This window comes from Protofrankia sp. Cas3 (assembly GCF_963555955.1).
Taxonomy (GTDB): Bacteria; Actinomycetota; Actinomycetes; order Frankiales; family Frankiaceae; genus Protofrankia.
This window is the reverse complement of the sequence record NZ_CAUVXP010000133.1, coordinates 1-16228: the sequence shown is the minus strand read 5'-3', so window position 1 is coordinate 16228 and position 16228 is coordinate 1. Positions and strand designations below refer to the sequence as shown.

The window sequence follows — 16228 nt, the reverse complement described above, 5'->3', positions numbered from 1 at the left end:
CAGTAGGCGGGAGTAATAGATGATCATAAAATGCTCTATCAAGGCGGCAGGGGGTGTAATCGGGTGAGCCGGGAGTACGCCAAGGCCGTGGGAGCCCGTCTTCGGGCCATACGGATCCAGCAGGGAATGTCGCTGCAGGGGGTGGAGCAGAAGTCACGCGGGCGATGGAAGACCGCGGCGGTCGGCTCGTACGAGCGCGGCGATCGGATGATCAGTGTCCATCAACTGTCGGAGCTGGCGGCGTTCTACGGCGTGCCGGTGTCGGCGCTTCTGCCGGACGAGGAGGCGTTGCCGCCGCGCGAGCACCGGCCCCGTACCGTCCTCAATCTGAAAAAGCTCACGGAGGCACCGCCGGACTCCTCCGCGCTGGTACGGCGTTGGGTCGCGCAGATTCAGCGCCAGCGTGACGACTACGCCGGGCAGGTCCTGTCCATCCGGGACGGTGATCTGCGGGCGTTGGCCCTCCTGCACGACACCACGCCGCAGGAGTTCGCCGAACGGCTGCGGGTGTGGGGTGTGCTTGAGACCAGTTTCGGTGAGGAGGAGCCCTCGGAGTAAGGCCGGTGCAGAGCCGGGCGCGTTCACGTCGTCGCTGCCAGACCTGGGCGGCGGTTGGCGGCGAGATCGCGTGCACCTGGAGGGTACGCGCACAGCGGGAGGTGGCTGATGGTTAGCAGACGGGCGCCCCGTCGTGGACTAGTCCTGGGTGCCGGGGGCGTGCTCGGATCGGCATGGATGATCGGCGCACTGCGCGCATACGAGGACGCGACCGGGATCGACGTCCGCACCATGGACATGGTCGTCGGCACATCCGCCGGAGCGGTCCTCGCCGCTCTGATCGGGACCGGCACCGGGGTCGAGACGATGGTCAACTCCGAGTACGGGCGGCCGCTGTTCGGTGATCCGGTTCTGGACTACACGCGGCTCGGTTCGGCGTTGCCGCCGAGGCCGCGCATGCGGATCGGCTCCCGCCGGCTGTTGGCCGCCTCGGCGCGCCATCCACGCAGCGTCACTCCGTTGGTGGCTCTGGTCTCCCTGCTCCCGCAGGGGCGCGGGACGCTTGCCGCGATCGGCGAGCTCGTGTCCGCGGCGGACAGTACCGTCCCCACCCGGCCTGCATGGGTGAAACCGTGGATCGTCGCCATGGACTACGACACCGGGACCCGGGTCGTGTTCGGCTCGCCGGGGGCGCCGCGGGCTTCGCTCGCGGAGGCGGTGATGGCCTCCTGCGCGATTCCGTCCTGGTATGCGCCGGTCATGATCGGTGGGCGGCCATACGTCGACGGCGGGACGAGGTCGCCGGCGTCGGTGGACGTGCTCACCGACGCCGGGCTGGACGAAGCACTCGTGCTCGCCCCTGCCTGCTCCGTCGCCCTGGACCAACCGCGGGGCGCCCTGGCCCGACTCGAACGCCAGATGCGGCGGTGGGCGACCCGGGTGGTGATGCGCGAGGCCGAACTGCTGCGGTCCGCTGGCACGAAGGTCACGGTCATCTGCCCGGGGCCGGCGGACCTGGCGGTCATCGGCGCCAACGTCATGGACCTCAGCCGCCGCCGCGAGGTGTTCGAGACCTCGCTGCAGACCAGCGCGGCGGCCTTGGCGCTGCCCGACGCCGCGGATGGGCCGCTCGCGGCCGCCGGTTGAGCTGCCGGTACGACCGGCGGTTCAACCGGCGGGCGAGGGGGTCTACCACCCCGGGTGGATCGGCCTCCGGGCCTGGCCGGGTTAGAGCGCCCGCCAACCCCACCCCCGGCCGGACGGTGGGGTTGCGCCCGGCACACTGGCATGGTGCGTGTGTATCTGGCGTCAACCCTGTCGGCGGCTCAGGGTGTCCTCGCGGACCGGGTGGTTCCCGCCGGCCTGGGCTTCGCCGTGACCGGATCGGTGCGGGAGTGGTACGCCCAGTCCGACACGGACGAGATGGAGTACGCCCTGCTCCTTGAGGCGGCCCGGGCCAGCCTCAGGTTGCTCGATGCCGATCCGAGGGCACCGCGGCGCCGGCTCGTGTTCGCGGTGGAGGTTGACGACCACCACGTGCGGTTTCGTGACGATCTTGATCGTGGGGTGGTCGAGGTCACGGTACCCGTGCCGATAGCGGAGGTCCGGGCCATCCACGTGGATGGCGCAGATGCGCAGGCCGCTGTCGAGGCGGCCGCGGCAGCCATGGTGGAGGCCGATCTCGGCGGCGAGGATGCGGCCTTCCTGGTCGACGAGGCCGACGGGTATGAACTGCTCTGGTACGCCACCCAGGAACTGGCGGATCTCATTTAGAGCGCCCCTATTGTCGGTCGCTCTTAGCGCCTGGTCCAGACGCTGATGGGTGGATCTCCCGCATTGGTTCTGGCGCATTGGTTCTGGCGCATTGGTTCTGCTGCACAGTCAAGGGGTGGCTCGGATGGATGCCGTCACGGTCGTTCCGGAGCCGGTGAACGAACCGGTCCGCGACTACGCGCCGCGCAGCGCATGGCGTGACCGCCTGCAGACGGCGCTCACCGCGATGGCCGATGACCACGTCGAGCTACCGCTGGTGATCGCGGGTGCGTCGCGGCCGGGAACGGGCGAGCCCTTCGATGTGGTGGCCCCGCACCGCCGTGCGTTGGTGCTGGGGTCGGGCCGCGCGGCGGCACCGCGGGACGTCGCCGACGCCGTCGACGCGGCGCTCGCGGCCGGGCCGGGCTGGCGGGCGTTGGGCCAGGACGACCGCGCGGCTGTGTTCCTGCGGGCGGCGCAGCTGCTCGCAGGGCGGTGGCGGGACACCGTCAACGCCGCAACCATGCTGGGGCAGAGCAAGAGCTGTTACCAGGCGGAGATCGACGCGGCCTGCGAACTGATCGATTTCTGGCGTTTCAACGTCGCGTTCGCTCGCGAGATCGTCGCCGGGCAGCCGGCCTCGTCCCCCGGGACATGGAACCGCATGGACTACCGCCCGCTCGAGGGGTTCGTCCTCGCGGTGACACCGTTCAACTTCACCTCGATCGCGGCGAATCTGGCGACCGCCCCGGCGATCATGGGTAATACGGTGGTCTGGAAGCCCAGCCCGACCCAGCAGCTCGCCGCCCACCACACCATGTCGTTGCTGGCGGAGGCCGGCCTACCCCCTGGAGTGGTCAACATGGTCACCGGGGACGGCGCGGCCGTCTCCGCGGTCGCGCTGCGCCACCGTGATCTCGCCGGCGTGCATTTCACCGGCTCCACCGCCACCTTTCGCGGGATGTGGCGGACGGTCGCCGACGGGATCGAGGGTTACCGCACCTACCCGCGGCTGGTCGGTGAGACCGGTGGCAAGGACTTCGTCCTGGTTCATCCCAGTGCCGACCCGGATGCCGTGCTGGTCGCCCTCGTCCGCGGTGCGTTCGAGTACCAGGGACAGAAGTGCTCGGCGGTGTCCCGCGCCTACCTGCCCGCCTCGATGTGGCAGGCGGGCCTGCGGGACCGCCTGGTGGCCGAGACCGCCGCGGTGACCTTTGGCGATGTGTCGGACCTGAGTCTTTTCGGCGGTGCGGTGATCGACCGACGTGCATTCGACCGGCTGGCGGCACTGCTCGCGCGGTTGCGGGCGGATCCGGCGGTGTCGGTCCTCGTCGGTGGCGGTACCGACGACCGGGTCGGGTACTTCGTGGAACCGACCGTGGTGGTGTGTGCCGACCCCGCGCACGAAGTGTTCACGACTGAGTACTTTGGACCGATTCTGGCCGTGCATGTGTACGACGATCGGCCGAGGCCGGATTCGGATGCATTTTCCACGATCATGAAGGATGTCGCGGATGCCGCGCCTTATGCGCTGACGGGCGCGGTATTCGGCCGCGACCGGGCCGCCCTCGCCGCGGCCACCGAGGCATTGCGTTACAGCGCTGGAAACTTCTACCTCAACGACAAACCGACGGGCGCTGTGGTGGGCCGGCAGCCGTTCGGCGGGTCGCGTGCGAGCGGTACCAATGACAAGGCGGGTTCCGAGCTGAACCTGCTGCGGTGGGTCTCCCCGCGGGCACTCAAGGAGACCTTCGACCCGCCGCGAACAGTGGCCTATCCACATATGGTCTGAAAGATCGACAACGTACGTCGACGGTGCATGCGGCCGGCGTCTCGGCCGGTGTCGTGCCGGCGGCGGACGCCCGGACCACACCCGTTGCCGGTTGGTTGTCCGGTAGGAACTGGACGTCTGAAACATGGCTGTGCAATGGTTCGTTACCGGGAGCGACAACCATGCTGTTCTGCCTTTCACGTCGGAGAGCTGCCGGCCGAGAGGACCTTGGCTGGCCCGATCGTGGGTTTTCACGCCGCCGGCGGGATGCCCTGATCAATGATCAAGTATGTGGACCGCGCCTCACGGCGGGATAGTCCGGCACCGGTAGGAAAGATCGCTCCTGTCCTTCGCGATACTTTGTCAAGGATTACGGGTGCGCCCGGCGCACCCGCGGAAGACCCTGAAATTTATGATCATATCCTCGGACGACGTCGGAGGCTGTCACCCGTTCCGGTGTGGATCTAAACGAAGCACACCGCGGGAAGGAGGCTGATCGCTCGTGCTCTACCTTGCCGGCCAGATCCTGGTGTTCGTCGCGGTGGCGCTTGTCATCGGCGTGCTGCTGGCCTGGGTGTTCCTTATCGGCCCGATGCGTCGCCAGAGCGAGGAGGCACGCCGCGCCCTCGCCGCCGGCTACGTCGGGCTGGGCGCGGCCCAGCCGCCCGTGGCGGACGACCGGGCTGGTAGCGCCGCGGTCGTGCCCGGCGCCGCGATGCCCGGCGCCGCGATGGCCAGCGCAGCGATGGCCAGCGCCGAGGTTGATGAGGGGGGCACGGCGGGTCGTGACACGACGGCAGATGCGGCGGTTCTCGTCACGGAACTGAGCGTGCGCCTTCGCCGCCAGGACGACGAGTGGGCGTTGGAGAAGGCGGCGCTCACGGCGCGGCTGAGCGCCGCCGAGCAGCGGGCGGCCGACTCCGAGCAGCGGGTTGCCGCGGTGGAGCGTCAGGTCCTCGCCGCGGGCCGGCGGGTGCGGACGATCGAGGGCGCGCTCGCCGACGCTGAGGCTCACGGGCGGGCCAACCGACAGACCAGCATGCCCGTTCGTGCGGTACCGGTCGCTCGGGCGGCGCTGCATGCCGGTGGTTCGTCGGCTGGTTTCTGGGATGGTCCGTTGGACGGTCCGTTGGACGGTCCGTCGGACGGCGCCGACACCGGCGAGAGATCCGGTCTGGTCGCTGTCGTGGCGGCCCAGGCCAACGGACACGCGGACGGCCGTGCCGCCGAGACGCTCGCCGCTGAGGCCGCGCAGCTGCGGGTGCAGCTCGCCGAGGCCGAGGGGCGGGCGGCGAAGTTCTCCTCCCGGTTGGCGATGGTCCGAACCGAGGCGGAGGACGCGCAGCGTCAGGTCGCGACGATGACGACCAGGCTCGATCGTCATCAGGCCGAGTGGGCGGCGGAGAAGGTTCGGCTGCTGGCTCGGATCGGCCCGACCGAGCACAGCGTGAACGGTGCCGACCCCGGGAACACCCCGGACGGACGCGAGGACGTCCCGGTCGATACCGACGCCGCCGGGACGGTTCTGGCGCACGAGCGCGACCGCGACCGCGATGGCGAAGGGTACGTCAGCGTCGACAGCGGGTGTGCCGACGATTTCGTCTTCGACGGGAAGGACCCTGCTCTCGCCGATGTGGTCCCGGTCCGGACCGCCCGACCAGTACCGGGCGAGCTGTCTGACCAGTCCCACGGGCGCCTGCCCGGCTCGGTCGCGCTCGCCCAGCTGACGGCCTCCGGTGGGTTCGGGTCCTTTTCCGTCCTGATGCCGACCGCGGATACCGCAGCCCGGCGGGACAATCTCAAAGAGATCGTGGGGATCGGCCCGGTTGTGGAGGCGCGCCTCTACGCGTTCGGCATCGCGAGCTTCCGCCAGCTTGCCGAGCTCGACGAGGACGGCGTCGACAGCCTCGTCCGGGTACTCGACGGGTTTGGTGACCGGCTTGTCTCGGACGACTGGGTGGGCCAGGCGCGCTCCCTGTACGAGCGCCACCACGGAAACGTGGCCTGATCCGGTGCGCGCGTCGCTGTTGCGTACCTGACCGCATCGCACGTCTCGCCAGCGCGGCGCACAAACGGAGCTGTGCTGACGGAGTGTCACCAGCGGATTGTTTTCGATGGTGACGGTCGCGCTGGCGGTCGCGGTGGCGGTCGCGGTGGGCGTTTCCCCGGTTCATTGAAACGGTCAGATTAACGGCTGTCTCACTCCATGATTGCGGCTACCCGCCCCAGCCCCCTCCTTGACCCGCGCCACTACTGCCAGGCGCTCTTAACGATGTGAATCTGATGCTCCTACCACAACACCAGATTCACATCGTTCCCACAGAGCGTCCGGCAACAGGGGCGCGGCCTCGCGGGGCCGGGGCACGCACCTCGCATCATCGCTACCCATCCATCGCTGCGCGATGCACGGGTAGCCCGGCTTCGTCGGTCGACACCCAACACTTCCGGTGCGTCCCTCCTCGCACCTCGCGATCTACCCGCCCCAGCCCCCTCCTTGACCCACGCCACTATTGCCGGGCGCTCTTTACGTAATGCTTGCTCGGTGGAAAATATGATCATTTCTCTCCCGTGGGGGGGCGTTCGTGGGCCGGTGTGGGTGGGATGCGATGGTTGTGGAAATATGGACCGGGAGCTGAGCGGACAGATCTGAGCGGACACGGTCCACGCACTGCCGGCGTTGCCGGTGCTCCGGGGAAGCCGGTGGCCCGGGGGGGTGGGGGAAGGCGGGACGTGGGACCGGGGGCTTGATTACCGGCGACCTTCTTTCTACGCTTCGCGATAGTTGTCGGGATCGGATCGGTCCGAGCGGGTGACCAGGGAGATCGGGTTTTCTGTGACAACACGCGGCGGTTGGATGGATGCCACTTCGCTCATTGAGACCGAAGTGCGTGAACTGGTCCGGCGTCGATCCCTCGACCCGGTTCACGAACCCACCCGGATCCGCCAGCTCGTCGAGGACGTCCTGGGCGAATACGAGGAACGGACGCTCACCAGCGACCTCCCCGCGATTGTCGACCGGGCCACCACCGCGCGGCTTGTCCACGACGCGGTTGCCGGCTTCGGACCGCTGCAACGCCATCTGGACGACCCGAGCGTGGAAGAAATCTGGATCAACGAACCTGGGCGCGTTTTCGTCGCGCGGAACGGGCGCAGCGAGCTGACCACGACGATCCTGAGTGCCGATCAGGTACAGGACCTGGTCGAACGGATGCTGAAGAGTTCCGGGCGCCGGGTGGATCTGTCCACTCCGTTCGTGGACGCCATGTTGCCGGACGGGTCGCGCCTGCACGTGGTCATCCCCGACGTCACCCGCGTCCACTGGTCGGTCAACATCCGCAAGTTCGTCGTGTCCGCCGCCAGTATGGACGAACTGGTCGATCTGTCGACGATCACATCGTCGGCAGCAGCCTTCCTGGAGGCCGCCGTCGCCTCCGGACTGAACATCATCGTGGCTGGCGGAACGCAGGCGGGGAAGACGACCATGCTCAACTGCCTCGGTTCGGCGGTCCCCGGTCGGGAACGGGTCATCACCTGTGAGGAGGTCTTCGAGCTCAGGCTGCGGGCCCCGGACTGGGTCGCCATGCAGACCCGCCAGGCCAACCTGGAGGGCACCGGCGAGATCCGGCTCCGGCGTCTGATCAAGGAAGCCCTCCGGATGCGTCCCGACCGGATCATTGTCGGCGAGGTCCGGCAGGAAGAGGCCCTCGACCTCCTGATCGCTCTCAACTCGGGCCTGCCCGGGATGTGCAGCCTGCATGCGAACTCGGCCCGCGAGGCGGTCACCAAACTGTGCACCCTGCCGCTGCTCGCCGGGGAGAACGTCAGCCACGCCTTCGTGGTGCCGACGGTTGCCGCCAGCGTCGACCTTGTCGTGCATCTCACGAAGGACGCGCACGGGCGGCGTCGGGTGACCGAGATCGTGTCACTGTCGGGACGCACGGAGGGGGACGTGATCGAAACCGCGCAGATCTACCGGTCACGCGGCGACACCCTGGTTCGCGCTGACGGGTACCCGCCACATGCCGACCGGTTCGCCCGAGCCGGCTACGACCTGCCAGCCCTGCTCGCCTCGACCGATCGTGACCGGCGGGACCGGATGGCTGAGACGGAGCGCGCCCAGCTCTCCGACCGATCGTGGGCCGAGATCGCGGTGGAGCGCTGATGGGCATCTTCATCGGCCTGCTCTTCGGCCTCGGTCTCCTGCTCATCATCTTCAGCGGGCGTCCCCGCGCCCCGCGCGATCCCGCGTCCGCGAAGTGGCGCGGACGGACCCGGGAGATGCTCGCTCAGGCGGGAATCCCGGGAGTCAGTCCCGACCAGCTTCTCGCGATCAGTATCGGAGTCGGGCTGCTGGTCGGCCTGATCGTGCTGGCCTTCACCGCCACCTGGTCGCTCGCCGGAGCGTTCTTCATTTTCGCAGCCCTACTGCCGCGTGCGATGGTGATGCGTCGCCGCCGGGCGCGCATGCACGACCTTCGGGAGCTGTGGCCGGATGTCGTGGACAATCTGGCCAGCGCGGTGCGGGCGGGAATGCCTCTGTCCGAGGGGCTCGCATCGGTGGGACTACGGGGCCCGCTGCCGCTTCGGCCGGCCTTCACCCGTTTCGGCGAGGACTACCGGGCGACCGGCTCCTTCGCGGCGAGCCTGGACCGGCTTTCTGACGATCTCGCCGATCCGATCGCCGACCGGATCATCGAGTCGTTGCGCACCGCCCGGGAGGTCGGCGGGACCGACCTCGGCCGGCTGCTGCGGACACTCTCGGCGTTCCTGCGCGAGGACGCCCGGACCCGCGCGGAGCTCGAAACCCGACAGAGTTGGACGATCAATGCTGCGCGGCTCGCGCTCGCGGCGCCGTGGGTTGTCCTCCTGCTGCTGGCGACCCGGGGGGAGACGGTCCGCGCCTATGACAGCCCCACCGGCGTTGTCGTACTCGCGGTCGGCGGTGGGGTGTCGGTGGTGGCCTACCTGCTCATGAAACAGATCGGCAGACTCCCTGAGGAAGGTCGGGTGCTGCGTCCATGAGTCTGGTCGCGACCGGTGCGCTGATCGGTCTGCTGGCCGGCGTCGGCCTGGCCCTGATCGTCCTGCGGTCGCCAGTGGTCCGGCGGATCCGGCTCGCCGATCGGATCGACCCGTACCTGCGGGACACCCCGGCGCAGTCCCGGCTGCTGGCCGACCGGGCCCGGCCGGCGGCTTCGCGTAGTGGCCTGGAGGAGCTGGTCCGACCGTTCGTGGCTGACGCGGCTCGGCGACTCGACCGCTTTCTGGGTGGGCGTGCCGCCCTGCAGCGCCGCCTGACCCAGGCCGGCGGGCAGACCTCCATCGAGGATTTCCGGGTTCAGCAGGTGGTCTGGTCGGTGGCCGGGGCGCTGTTCGGCGCCGCACTGCTGGCTCTGCGTGCACTGCTGGGCTTCGGGCCCCCGCCGATCGTCGGCGTTGCCCTGGTCGTCGCCGGTGTCGCCGGCGGGGTCGTCGCCCGGGACTGGTGGCTGACCCGGGCGATACGAGAGCGCGAGGAACGCATACTCATCGAGTTCCCGACGGTGGCGGAGTTGCTCGCGTTGGCGGTCACCGCCGGTGAGAGCCCGGTGGGAGCGTTGGAACGGGTAAGTCGGTTGTCCCACGGGGAGTTGGGCCGCGAACTGCGGTTGGCTCTCGCGGACACGCGTGCTGGCGCCACCCTCGTTCAGGCGCTGGAGGGTCTGGCCGCCCGTACGACGGTCGCCTCGCTGCGTCGGTTCGTCGAGGGCATGGTGGTGGCGATCGAGCGCGGTACGCCGCTGGCCGAGGTGCTGCGGGCGCAGGCGATCGACGTCCGTGAGGCGGGCAAGCGGCAACTGCTGGAGGCCGGTGGTCGCAAGGAGATCGCGATGATGGTGCCGGTCGTCTTCTTCGTCCTGCCGACCACTGTGATCTTTGCTTTCTATCCAGCGGTCGTGAGTCTGACGTTCAACGCACAATGATCACACTGCGATGTAAGGGAGTTGGCGACTGTGCGGGTGTTCGTAGCACTGATGGGCCACTGGGTTCCGGCGTTGACGGAGGCCTTCCACGGTCGGCCGGCAAGCCGGAACAGTCAGACTAGTTGGGATGGCGGGAGCGGGAACAGCCCGGATGGCGGAGACCGCGGGGATGCCCGGAGCCGCGGGAATGGCCGGAGCCGCGGGGATCGCGGCGACGTGCCCGGCTGGGTGATGGTCACGGTGATGACGGCGGCACTGGTAGTGGCCCTGATGGCGGTTGCCGTGCCCCAGCTTCGGGATGTCTTCACCAAAGCGATCGACTCCGTGACCGGCGGCTGACCGTCCGGTGCTGGCGCGCCCGGCTGGCGACCGGGGTTCGGCTATCGTCGAGTTCGTCCTGGTCGGAATGCTGTTGTTACTGTTGTTTCTCGGCGTTGTCCAGGTCGGACTTGTTCTGCACATCCGTAACACCCTTGCCGCGGACGCGGCTGAGGGCGCGCGGCACGCGGCAAACCTGAACATGACCGACGACGCGGGTGGTCCGTACGCCGAGCGGCTGATCGCCTCGTCCGTTCCCGGGCGGGCCGATACGCGTTGCACGAGTGCCGCGGTGACCGACCCGTCCGGGGTGCCATTGGTTGAGGTGCGGTGCGAAGTCACGGTGCCGTTGACCTTCGTGCCGTTCGGAGCGAGCACGACGATCAGAGTTGTCGGGCATGCGGTCAAGGAGACGCCGTGAGCTCGCCGGACCGGTCACCGCCTGTGCGGCTGGCACCACCCGTGCGGTTAGGACCGGGCCGCGGCGGGCCGCGGTTGCGGCTGCGTCGCCGTGATGACAGCGGGACCGCGCTGATCGAGTTCGTCGGGCTGTCGGTCCTGTTGCTGATCCCGTTTGTCTACTTCTTCCTCAGCGTGTTCGCGGTCCAGCGGTCGGCGTTCGCGGTCACCCAGGCTGCGCGGGCCGCCGGCCGGGCGTACGCGACTGCGGACAGTGAGGACCAGGCCGTCGAGCGTGCGCGGGTGGCGGCTCGACTGGCCTTCGCCGACCAGGGCCTTGACGGCGCGCCCGAGGTGCGTTTCGCCCCGGAGGGCGCGGACTGCGGCGCGGGAGATCCAGGCGACGGGGCCGCATCGCTGACTCCGGGCGCCCGGTTCGTCGTGTGCGTCCGTTCGGTCGCCGCGTTGCCCGGTGCGGCCCAGCTGTTCACCGGGCTGGCGGATATCACGGTCAACGGAAAGTTCATCGTGGTCGTGGACGCCTACCGCCGCAACCGGACCGGAACCACTGCACCGTAAGGGATTCCGCCGATGTTCGCGCCCCTGTTGCCGGACGCTCTGTGGGAACGATGTGACTCTGGTGTTGTGGGAGGAGCATCAGATTCACATCGTTAGGAGCGCCTGGCAGTAGGGGTGTGGATCAAGGAGTGGGGCTGGGGTGCGTACATGGCAGGACGGCGGCGGGAGTCACTCTGATTGTGGGTATCGACCGACGACAACACAGAGATGTGTATGCCCCGGCCCCGCGATGCCGCGTCCCTATTGCCGTGCGCTCTCCTGCCCCGGATCAACGACGGGTCGCTGTTGTTGCACCGGCATATGATCGCCACGATGAACTCGGTCAGCGAGGGCGGCAGGGGCTTGTCACCACCATTGTCACTAGGCAGATCGACGAGGATGATCGACGTCGCAACCGTTCGGGGAGTGTCCGTGTCATGACCGCCATCGCCCCCGCCCGGCCGCTCCCGTTCGTCAGGCGGGTCATGATCAGGGACTATCGGTCCGTTGCCGACTGCGATGTCTCGCTCGGCCCGCTTACCGTGCTGGTCGGGTTCAATGCCTCCGGGAAGTCCAATTTCCTGGACGCGCTCCGGTTCGTCACGGACGCCCTGGAGGTGTCGCCTGCGCATGCGGTCTCGGAGCGCGGTGGTCTTGATGCTCTGCTGCGCCGGAGGCCGGATGGGGGTGCCGATTCCTTCGGGATTCGGCTTGATGTGGCGCTCGCGGCGGAGCGCGACGGCGGTGCGGCGGTCGCGGCGACCTACGGGGTCGAGATCGGTCGGGATCCGGACGGCGACCTGCCGCTGCTGGTGATCCGCGAGGAGTGCCGCATCGAACTGCCTGGCGGTCCGGTCGTGCTCAGCGCGACCGCGGGGCGGCGTCGTACCTCCCGGCTGTACCTACCAGTGGAGGCCATCCAGGACGATCGGTATGCGGCGGTCGACACCGCGTTGCGGGCCATGCGGTTCTACGAGTTGGACTCGGCGGTGCTGCGGGCGCTGGACGAGGAGACGACCCGGCGCTCGGAACTCGGCTCCGCGGGTGAGCATCTCGGGCATGTCCTCGGCGCGCTCCAGCGTGACGATCGCGTGGGCAAGGAACGCCTCGATGCCTACCTGTCGGCGCTGGTACCGAACGCGGTCGGGGTGGACGAGCGGTTGGAGGGCCGGTACTCGACGGTTGAGGCCCGTTTCCGAGTCGGTGTCGCGGACGGCATTGAGGTGTTCGCGCGGGAGGCCCTCTCGGAGGGGACGTTGCGGGCAGCCGGGGTGCTCGCGGCGCTGTTTCAGCCACCGGCCTTCGACGGTCGCATCTCGCTGATTGGCATTGAGGAACCGGAGACGGCGCTGCATCCGGCGACGGTGGGCGCGTTGTACGAGGCCCTGGACGACGCCGCGTTGCGGACCCAGGTGATCGTGACCAGTCAGAGTTCGGATCTTCTGGACAGCGAGTACGTCCGGCTCGGGCATATCCGGGCGGTGGCGAATCTCGACGGCGTGACGCATGTGGGTGAGGTTGATGCCGCCAGTCACGCCATCGTGGCGAAGAAGATCATGACGGTCGGTGAGTTGCACCGGAGCGGGCGGATGATGCCGGTGCAGGCCGATCGCCCGGCCGGCCGGCGGGCGGACGTGAGGCGGGAGCGGGGATGACGCCGACCACGATCGCCATGGTGGTCGAGGGCCAGGGCGAGGTCGCCGCCCTGCCGGTGCTGGTACGCCGGATGGCCGCCGAGCTGGCCCCAGGATCATGGGTGGATCTGCCACGCCCGTATCGGGTCAACCGAGGCACCCTGGTTGGTGCCGGTGGGCTGGAAACGGTCGTCGCGGCGGTCGCCGAGCAGGTCGGCCCGGCCGGTGGTGTCCTGATCATGATCGACGCCGATGACGACTGTCCCGCCGAGCTGGGTCCGCGGTTACTCGGCCGGGCTCGGGCGGTCTGTCCGGGGCTGGCGGTCTCCGTCGTCCTGGCCAATCGTGAGTTCGAGGCGTGGTTTCTGGCGGCAGCACCGTCGCTCAGTGGCGAGCGGGGCCTGGCTCAAGGCCTTGAGCGCCCCGTTGATGTGGAGAAACCGCGCGACTGTAAGGGATGGCTGAGCGCGCATCGTACCGATGGGCGTTCCTACAAGCCAGTGAGTGACCAGGCTGCGCTGGCCGCGCTTGTCAATCTCCGGATGGCCAGGAAGTACTCGCCTTCGTTCGACAAGTTCTGGCGTGACGTGGGGCATCTGCTGACAGGGGAGGAACAGTGATGGGTTCCCGGAGTCTGAGGTGAGGATTACCGGTGGGGCTGGGTCCGGCTTGTTGCGCGGCGGTGATGGCCCGGATGATGGCGTCGTAGGCGAGGTCTTCATGGCGGAACTGGGCGAGGACGGTGCCGGTGGTGAGGTAGGCCGGGCCAACAGGTGTTGAACGGTGAGGCCGTCTTGGCCCTGGTAGTGGTCGGCGGCGGTCTGGGCGGAGCTGATGAGGGGCGGGAGCTCGGCGAGGGTATCGGTGTAGCGGCAGTGCAGGCCGGTACGGCTTACGGCGCTGATGGACGCCTTGAGCTCGTCGAGGGTGGGTAGGTCGTCGACAGAGGACGGGGCGCCGGGAGCGGGGGCGAGGATGCGACGAAGGGCGACGAGGCTCGCGGTATCCCCGTTGGTGTCTGGGTCCAGCTCAGCACCTGGGCCGAAGAGTTCAGAGGTTTTGACGCCGAGGGCGCGGGCCAGGGCGTGAAGGGTGCTGACACGGGCGCTGGTCCGCTGGCCTTGCTCGAGTTTGAAGATGGTGGCGACCGAGACACCGGTGGCTTGGGCTAATTCCTATTGGGTGAGGCTGCGCCGGCGGCGGACTTGGGCGAGGCGGTCGCCGAGGGATTGCTCGGCCATCGAGCCCTCCAGGGTGTGCGGTTGGCGACACTGTAGATCGTAGGCTCGCATGCCGTGACTGATGAGATCCGCGAGATCCTGCCCCCGCACACCGGCTCCGCGTTTCTCGCCATGGCGGCGCTGCGTCCGGCGTTACGGGACGAGGCCACGTTCGTCCGGCTCGTTGACGACGTGCAGCGCGCCGAGGGTTACCGGCTGGTCGGCGTGTTCGAGCCGGCCGGTGCTGCGGCGAGAGCCGTGGCGGGATTCCGGGTCGGGCATGCCCTGTCCTTCGGGCGCTACCTGTATGTGGACGACCTTTCGACACTCGGGGACGTCCGCCGGCGGGGATACGGTGGGCGTCTTCTCGAATGGCTGTTCACCGAGGCTCGACGCCTCGGATGCGATCAGGTGCGGCTGGACTCAGGTGTCGGTCCAACGCGCACGGACGCTCATCGGCTGTACATGAACACAGGTATGGCCATCGCCGCGCACCACTTCACCCACGTTCTCGACGGATAGCCCTGGACGGGGCGAACGGCAGAAGCCGAACCCGCGTTGCAAACGTGGGAAACCTGTGGTGCGGCCGGTGCTGACCAGGGTTCACGCGCTCCGGCCAAGGTCCGCGGCGGTTCGGTACCGGCTATATCTCCCCATTCCGACCCGATGGTCACCGATGCTATGGGCACGCGGCGGGCACGTTGTCCGGTCAACGGCGCCTCGCCAGGGTGGCACCCTTATTGGCTGGTATGTCCGGAGTTATCCGCCCACGCGGTGGATGTGGGAGCCGCGTCCGTCTCCTGCGCTTGGCGATGTCCGTCGGTCGGGTTCCGCGGGTCGGTTCCATGCGCTGTCGGAACGGTGGCCCATGGTCTCGTGCTGCGGGTGGCAGAGTCTGCGATCATTGTCGAGTACGGGTTGGTCCGAGACCCAGCGGTGGGAACGGGGGATGCGCAATGATCGTTTACCACAACCGCCGACACGCCGACGAACGCGGGAGGTTGTGGTGGGCGATCGACATATGCTGTGACCTGCTGCGATGCGACACCTATAGATCATATATTCATGATCCTAAGGATCTTCGGATGGAGGTTGTGGTATGATCTTGCATCGTCGCAGGTCAGCGGGTGTACAATTCGGACAGCGGTGCCCGCGATCTACAAATCCGAGTCGGATTGAAACGTGAAGCTTTTCAGCGGCCCAGGTACCATCCGTGCCCGCGATCTACAAATCCGAGTCGGATTGAAACTCCCCTAGGTACATAAAATAAATGTGAGAGAAGTGCCCGCGATCTACAAATCCGAGTCGGATTGAAACAACACCACCTTCTTCGACATGGTGATGGCCACGTGCCCGCGATCTACAAATCCGAGTCGGATTGAAACCCGTCTTCGACGATGTATCCACCGCATACGCAAGTGCCCGCGATCTACAAATCCGAGTCGGATTGAAACCTCGGGATGAACGCCTCCAACAACCACATGGAACATGTGCCCGCGATCTACAAATCCGAGTCGGATTGAAACGTCCAGCTCGGGCTGGAGCGACTTGATCCGGCGGGTGCCCGCGATCTACAAATCCGAGTCGGATTGAAACGTCCAGCTCGGGCTGGAGCGACTTGATCCGGCGGGTGCCCGCGATCTACAAATCCGAGTCGGATTGAAACGTGGGGGAGGCAGAAGGCGGAGCGGAAGCCTTGGAGTGCCCGCGATCTACAAATCCGAGTCGGATTGAAACGCCGGGTTGGGAAGCGCGAGGCGCTCCTGGTGCCCGCGATCTACAAATCCGAGTCGGATTGAAACAACCAGGGCGGCACCGCGGGTTGAGCTAACGGGGTGCCCGCGATCTACAAATCCGAGTCGGATTGAAACGGGTGTGGCGGTAACAGTGACGGTGGGGGATGGGTGCCCGCGATCTACAAATCCGAGTCGGATTGAAACCCAAACTGCACACAAGGATCGCTTTTCCTGAGGTATCCGCGATCTACAAATCCGAGTCGGATTGAAACAACCATGTTGTCGTCCTGGAAACCAGTGTCATGTGCCCGCGATCTACAAATCCGAGTCGGATTGAAATCCGCGAGGCGTGCGCCACGAGCGTGCCCGGGTCGGGGTC

Annotated in this window: 13 protein-coding genes, 1 pseudogene and 1 CRISPR repeat array; of the genes and pseudogenes, 13 read left to right on the top strand and 1 reads right to left on the bottom strand. The window is 67.7% G+C overall.

Translation table 11 applies throughout. The annotated features are described in order from the left end of the window. Window positions 1-63 precede the first annotated feature (63 nt). The 12 genes from U9983_RS20775 (at window position 64) to U9983_RS20720 (ending at window position 13513) form a co-directional block, all read left to right on the top strand. The gene (locus U9983_RS20775; RefSeq protein ID WP_322751650.1) at window positions 64-558 is read left to right on the top strand and encodes a transcriptional regulator; all 495 of its coding nucleotides are present in this window, start codon (window positions 64-66) and stop codon (window positions 556-558) included. A 108-nt stretch (window positions 559-666) separates the two neighbouring features. Next, a complete protein-coding gene (locus U9983_RS20770) occupies window positions 667-1644 on the top strand; it encodes a patatin-like phospholipase family protein (protein WP_322755626.1) in 978 nt (325 codons plus the stop codon). Between the two features lie 144 nt (window positions 1645-1788). Then, the gene (locus U9983_RS20765) at window positions 1789-2271 is read left to right on the top strand and encodes a DUF6912 family protein (RefSeq protein WP_322755627.1); all 483 of its coding nucleotides are present in this window, start codon (window positions 1789-1791) and stop codon (window positions 2269-2271) included. A 124-nt stretch (window positions 2272-2395) separates the two neighbouring features. Further along, complete coding sequence (pruA, locus tag U9983_RS20760) at window positions 2396-4042, top strand: L-glutamate gamma-semialdehyde dehydrogenase (RefSeq protein ID WP_322755625.1); 1647 nt, start codon at window positions 2396-2398, stop codon at window positions 4040-4042. Between the two features lie 481 nt (window positions 4043-4523). Then, window positions 4524-6029: a hypothetical protein gene (locus U9983_RS20755; protein ID WP_322755624.1), complete on the top strand. Its 1506-nt coding sequence runs from the start codon at window positions 4524-4526 to the stop codon at window positions 6027-6029. 846 nt (window positions 6030-6875) lie between these two features. Next, window positions 6876-8183 carry a CpaF family protein gene (locus U9983_RS20750; RefSeq protein ID WP_322755623.1) on the top strand — a complete coding sequence of 436 codons (1308 nt, stop codon included), beginning with the start codon at window positions 6876-6878 and terminating at the stop codon, window positions 8181-8183. Further along, on the top strand, window positions 8183-9043 hold the full coding sequence (locus tag U9983_RS20745) for a type II secretion system F family protein (protein ID WP_322755622.1): 861 nt from the start codon (window positions 8183-8185) through the stop codon (window positions 9041-9043). The genes U9983_RS20750 and U9983_RS20745 overlap by 1 nt, the downstream gene beginning before the upstream one ends. Beyond that, complete coding sequence (locus U9983_RS20740; RefSeq protein ID WP_322750872.1) at window positions 9040-9984, top strand: type II secretion system F family protein; 945 nt, start codon at window positions 9040-9042, stop codon at window positions 9982-9984. Before U9983_RS20745 ends, U9983_RS20740 begins: the two co-directional genes overlap by 4 nt. A 346-nt stretch (window positions 9985-10330) precedes the next feature. After that, entirely contained in the window at window positions 10331-10723 is a 393-nt protein-coding gene (locus tag U9983_RS20735) for a TadE/TadG family type IV pilus assembly protein (RefSeq protein ID WP_322750873.1), read from the top strand. After that, a complete protein-coding gene (locus U9983_RS20730) occupies window positions 10720-11280 on the top strand; it encodes a hypothetical protein (protein ID WP_322755621.1) in 561 nt (186 codons plus the stop codon). Before U9983_RS20735 ends, U9983_RS20730 begins: the two co-directional genes overlap by 4 nt. A gap of 416 nt (window positions 11281-11696) precedes the next feature. After that, window positions 11697-12914 carry an AAA family ATPase gene (locus tag U9983_RS20725; protein WP_322755620.1) on the top strand — a complete coding sequence of 406 codons (1218 nt, stop codon included), beginning with the start codon at window positions 11697-11699 and terminating at the stop codon, window positions 12912-12914. Then, complete coding sequence (locus U9983_RS20720; RefSeq protein WP_322755619.1) at window positions 12911-13513, top strand: DUF4276 family protein; 603 nt, start codon at window positions 12911-12913, stop codon at window positions 13511-13513. Before U9983_RS20725 ends, U9983_RS20720 begins: the two co-directional genes overlap by 4 nt. A gap of 432 nt (window positions 13514-13945) precedes the next feature. Here U9983_RS20720 and U9983_RS28005 read toward each other — a convergent pair. Beyond that, a pseudogene (locus tag U9983_RS28005) lies at window positions 13946-14056 on the bottom strand (helix-turn-helix domain-containing protein); the annotation flags it as partial. A gap of 132 nt (window positions 14057-14188) precedes the next feature. On the opposite strand from U9983_RS28005, the gene U9983_RS20715 reads away from it, so the two are divergent. After that, complete coding sequence (locus U9983_RS20715; RefSeq protein WP_322755618.1) at window positions 14189-14635, top strand: GNAT family N-acetyltransferase; 447 nt, start codon at window positions 14189-14191, stop codon at window positions 14633-14635. 624 nt (window positions 14636-15259) lie between these two features. After that, window positions 15260-16189: a CRISPR direct-repeat array (repeat unit 36 nt; unit sequence GTGCCCGCGATCTACAAATCCGAGTCGGATTGAAAC). Between the last annotated feature and the right edge of the window lie 39 nt (window positions 16190-16228).

Bases quoted from the DNA above. Each gene is read 5' to 3' on its own strand.
- U9983_RS20770 (WP_322755626.1), top strand. From the start codon at position 667: ATGGTTAGCAGACGGGCGCCCCGTCGTGGACTAGTCCTGGGTGCCGGG.
- pruA (WP_322755625.1), top strand. From the start codon at position 2,396: ATGGATGCCGTCACGGTCGTTCCGGAGCCGGTGAACGAACCGGTCCGC.
- U9983_RS20750 (WP_322755623.1), top strand. From the start codon at position 6,876: ATGGATGCCACTTCGCTCATTGAGACCGAAGTGCGTGAACTGGTCCGG.
- U9983_RS20745 (WP_322755622.1), top strand. From the start codon at position 8,183: ATGGGCATCTTCATCGGCCTGCTCTTCGGCCTCGGTCTCCTGCTCATC.
- U9983_RS20740 (WP_322750872.1), top strand. From the start codon at position 9,040: ATGAGTCTGGTCGCGACCGGTGCGCTGATCGGTCTGCTGGCCGGCGTC.
- U9983_RS20725 (WP_322755620.1), top strand. From the start codon at position 11,697: ATGACCGCCATCGCCCCCGCCCGGCCGCTCCCGTTCGTCAGGCGGGTC.
- U9983_RS20720 (WP_322755619.1), top strand. From the start codon at position 12,911: ATGACGCCGACCACGATCGCCATGGTGGTCGAGGGCCAGGGCGAGGTC.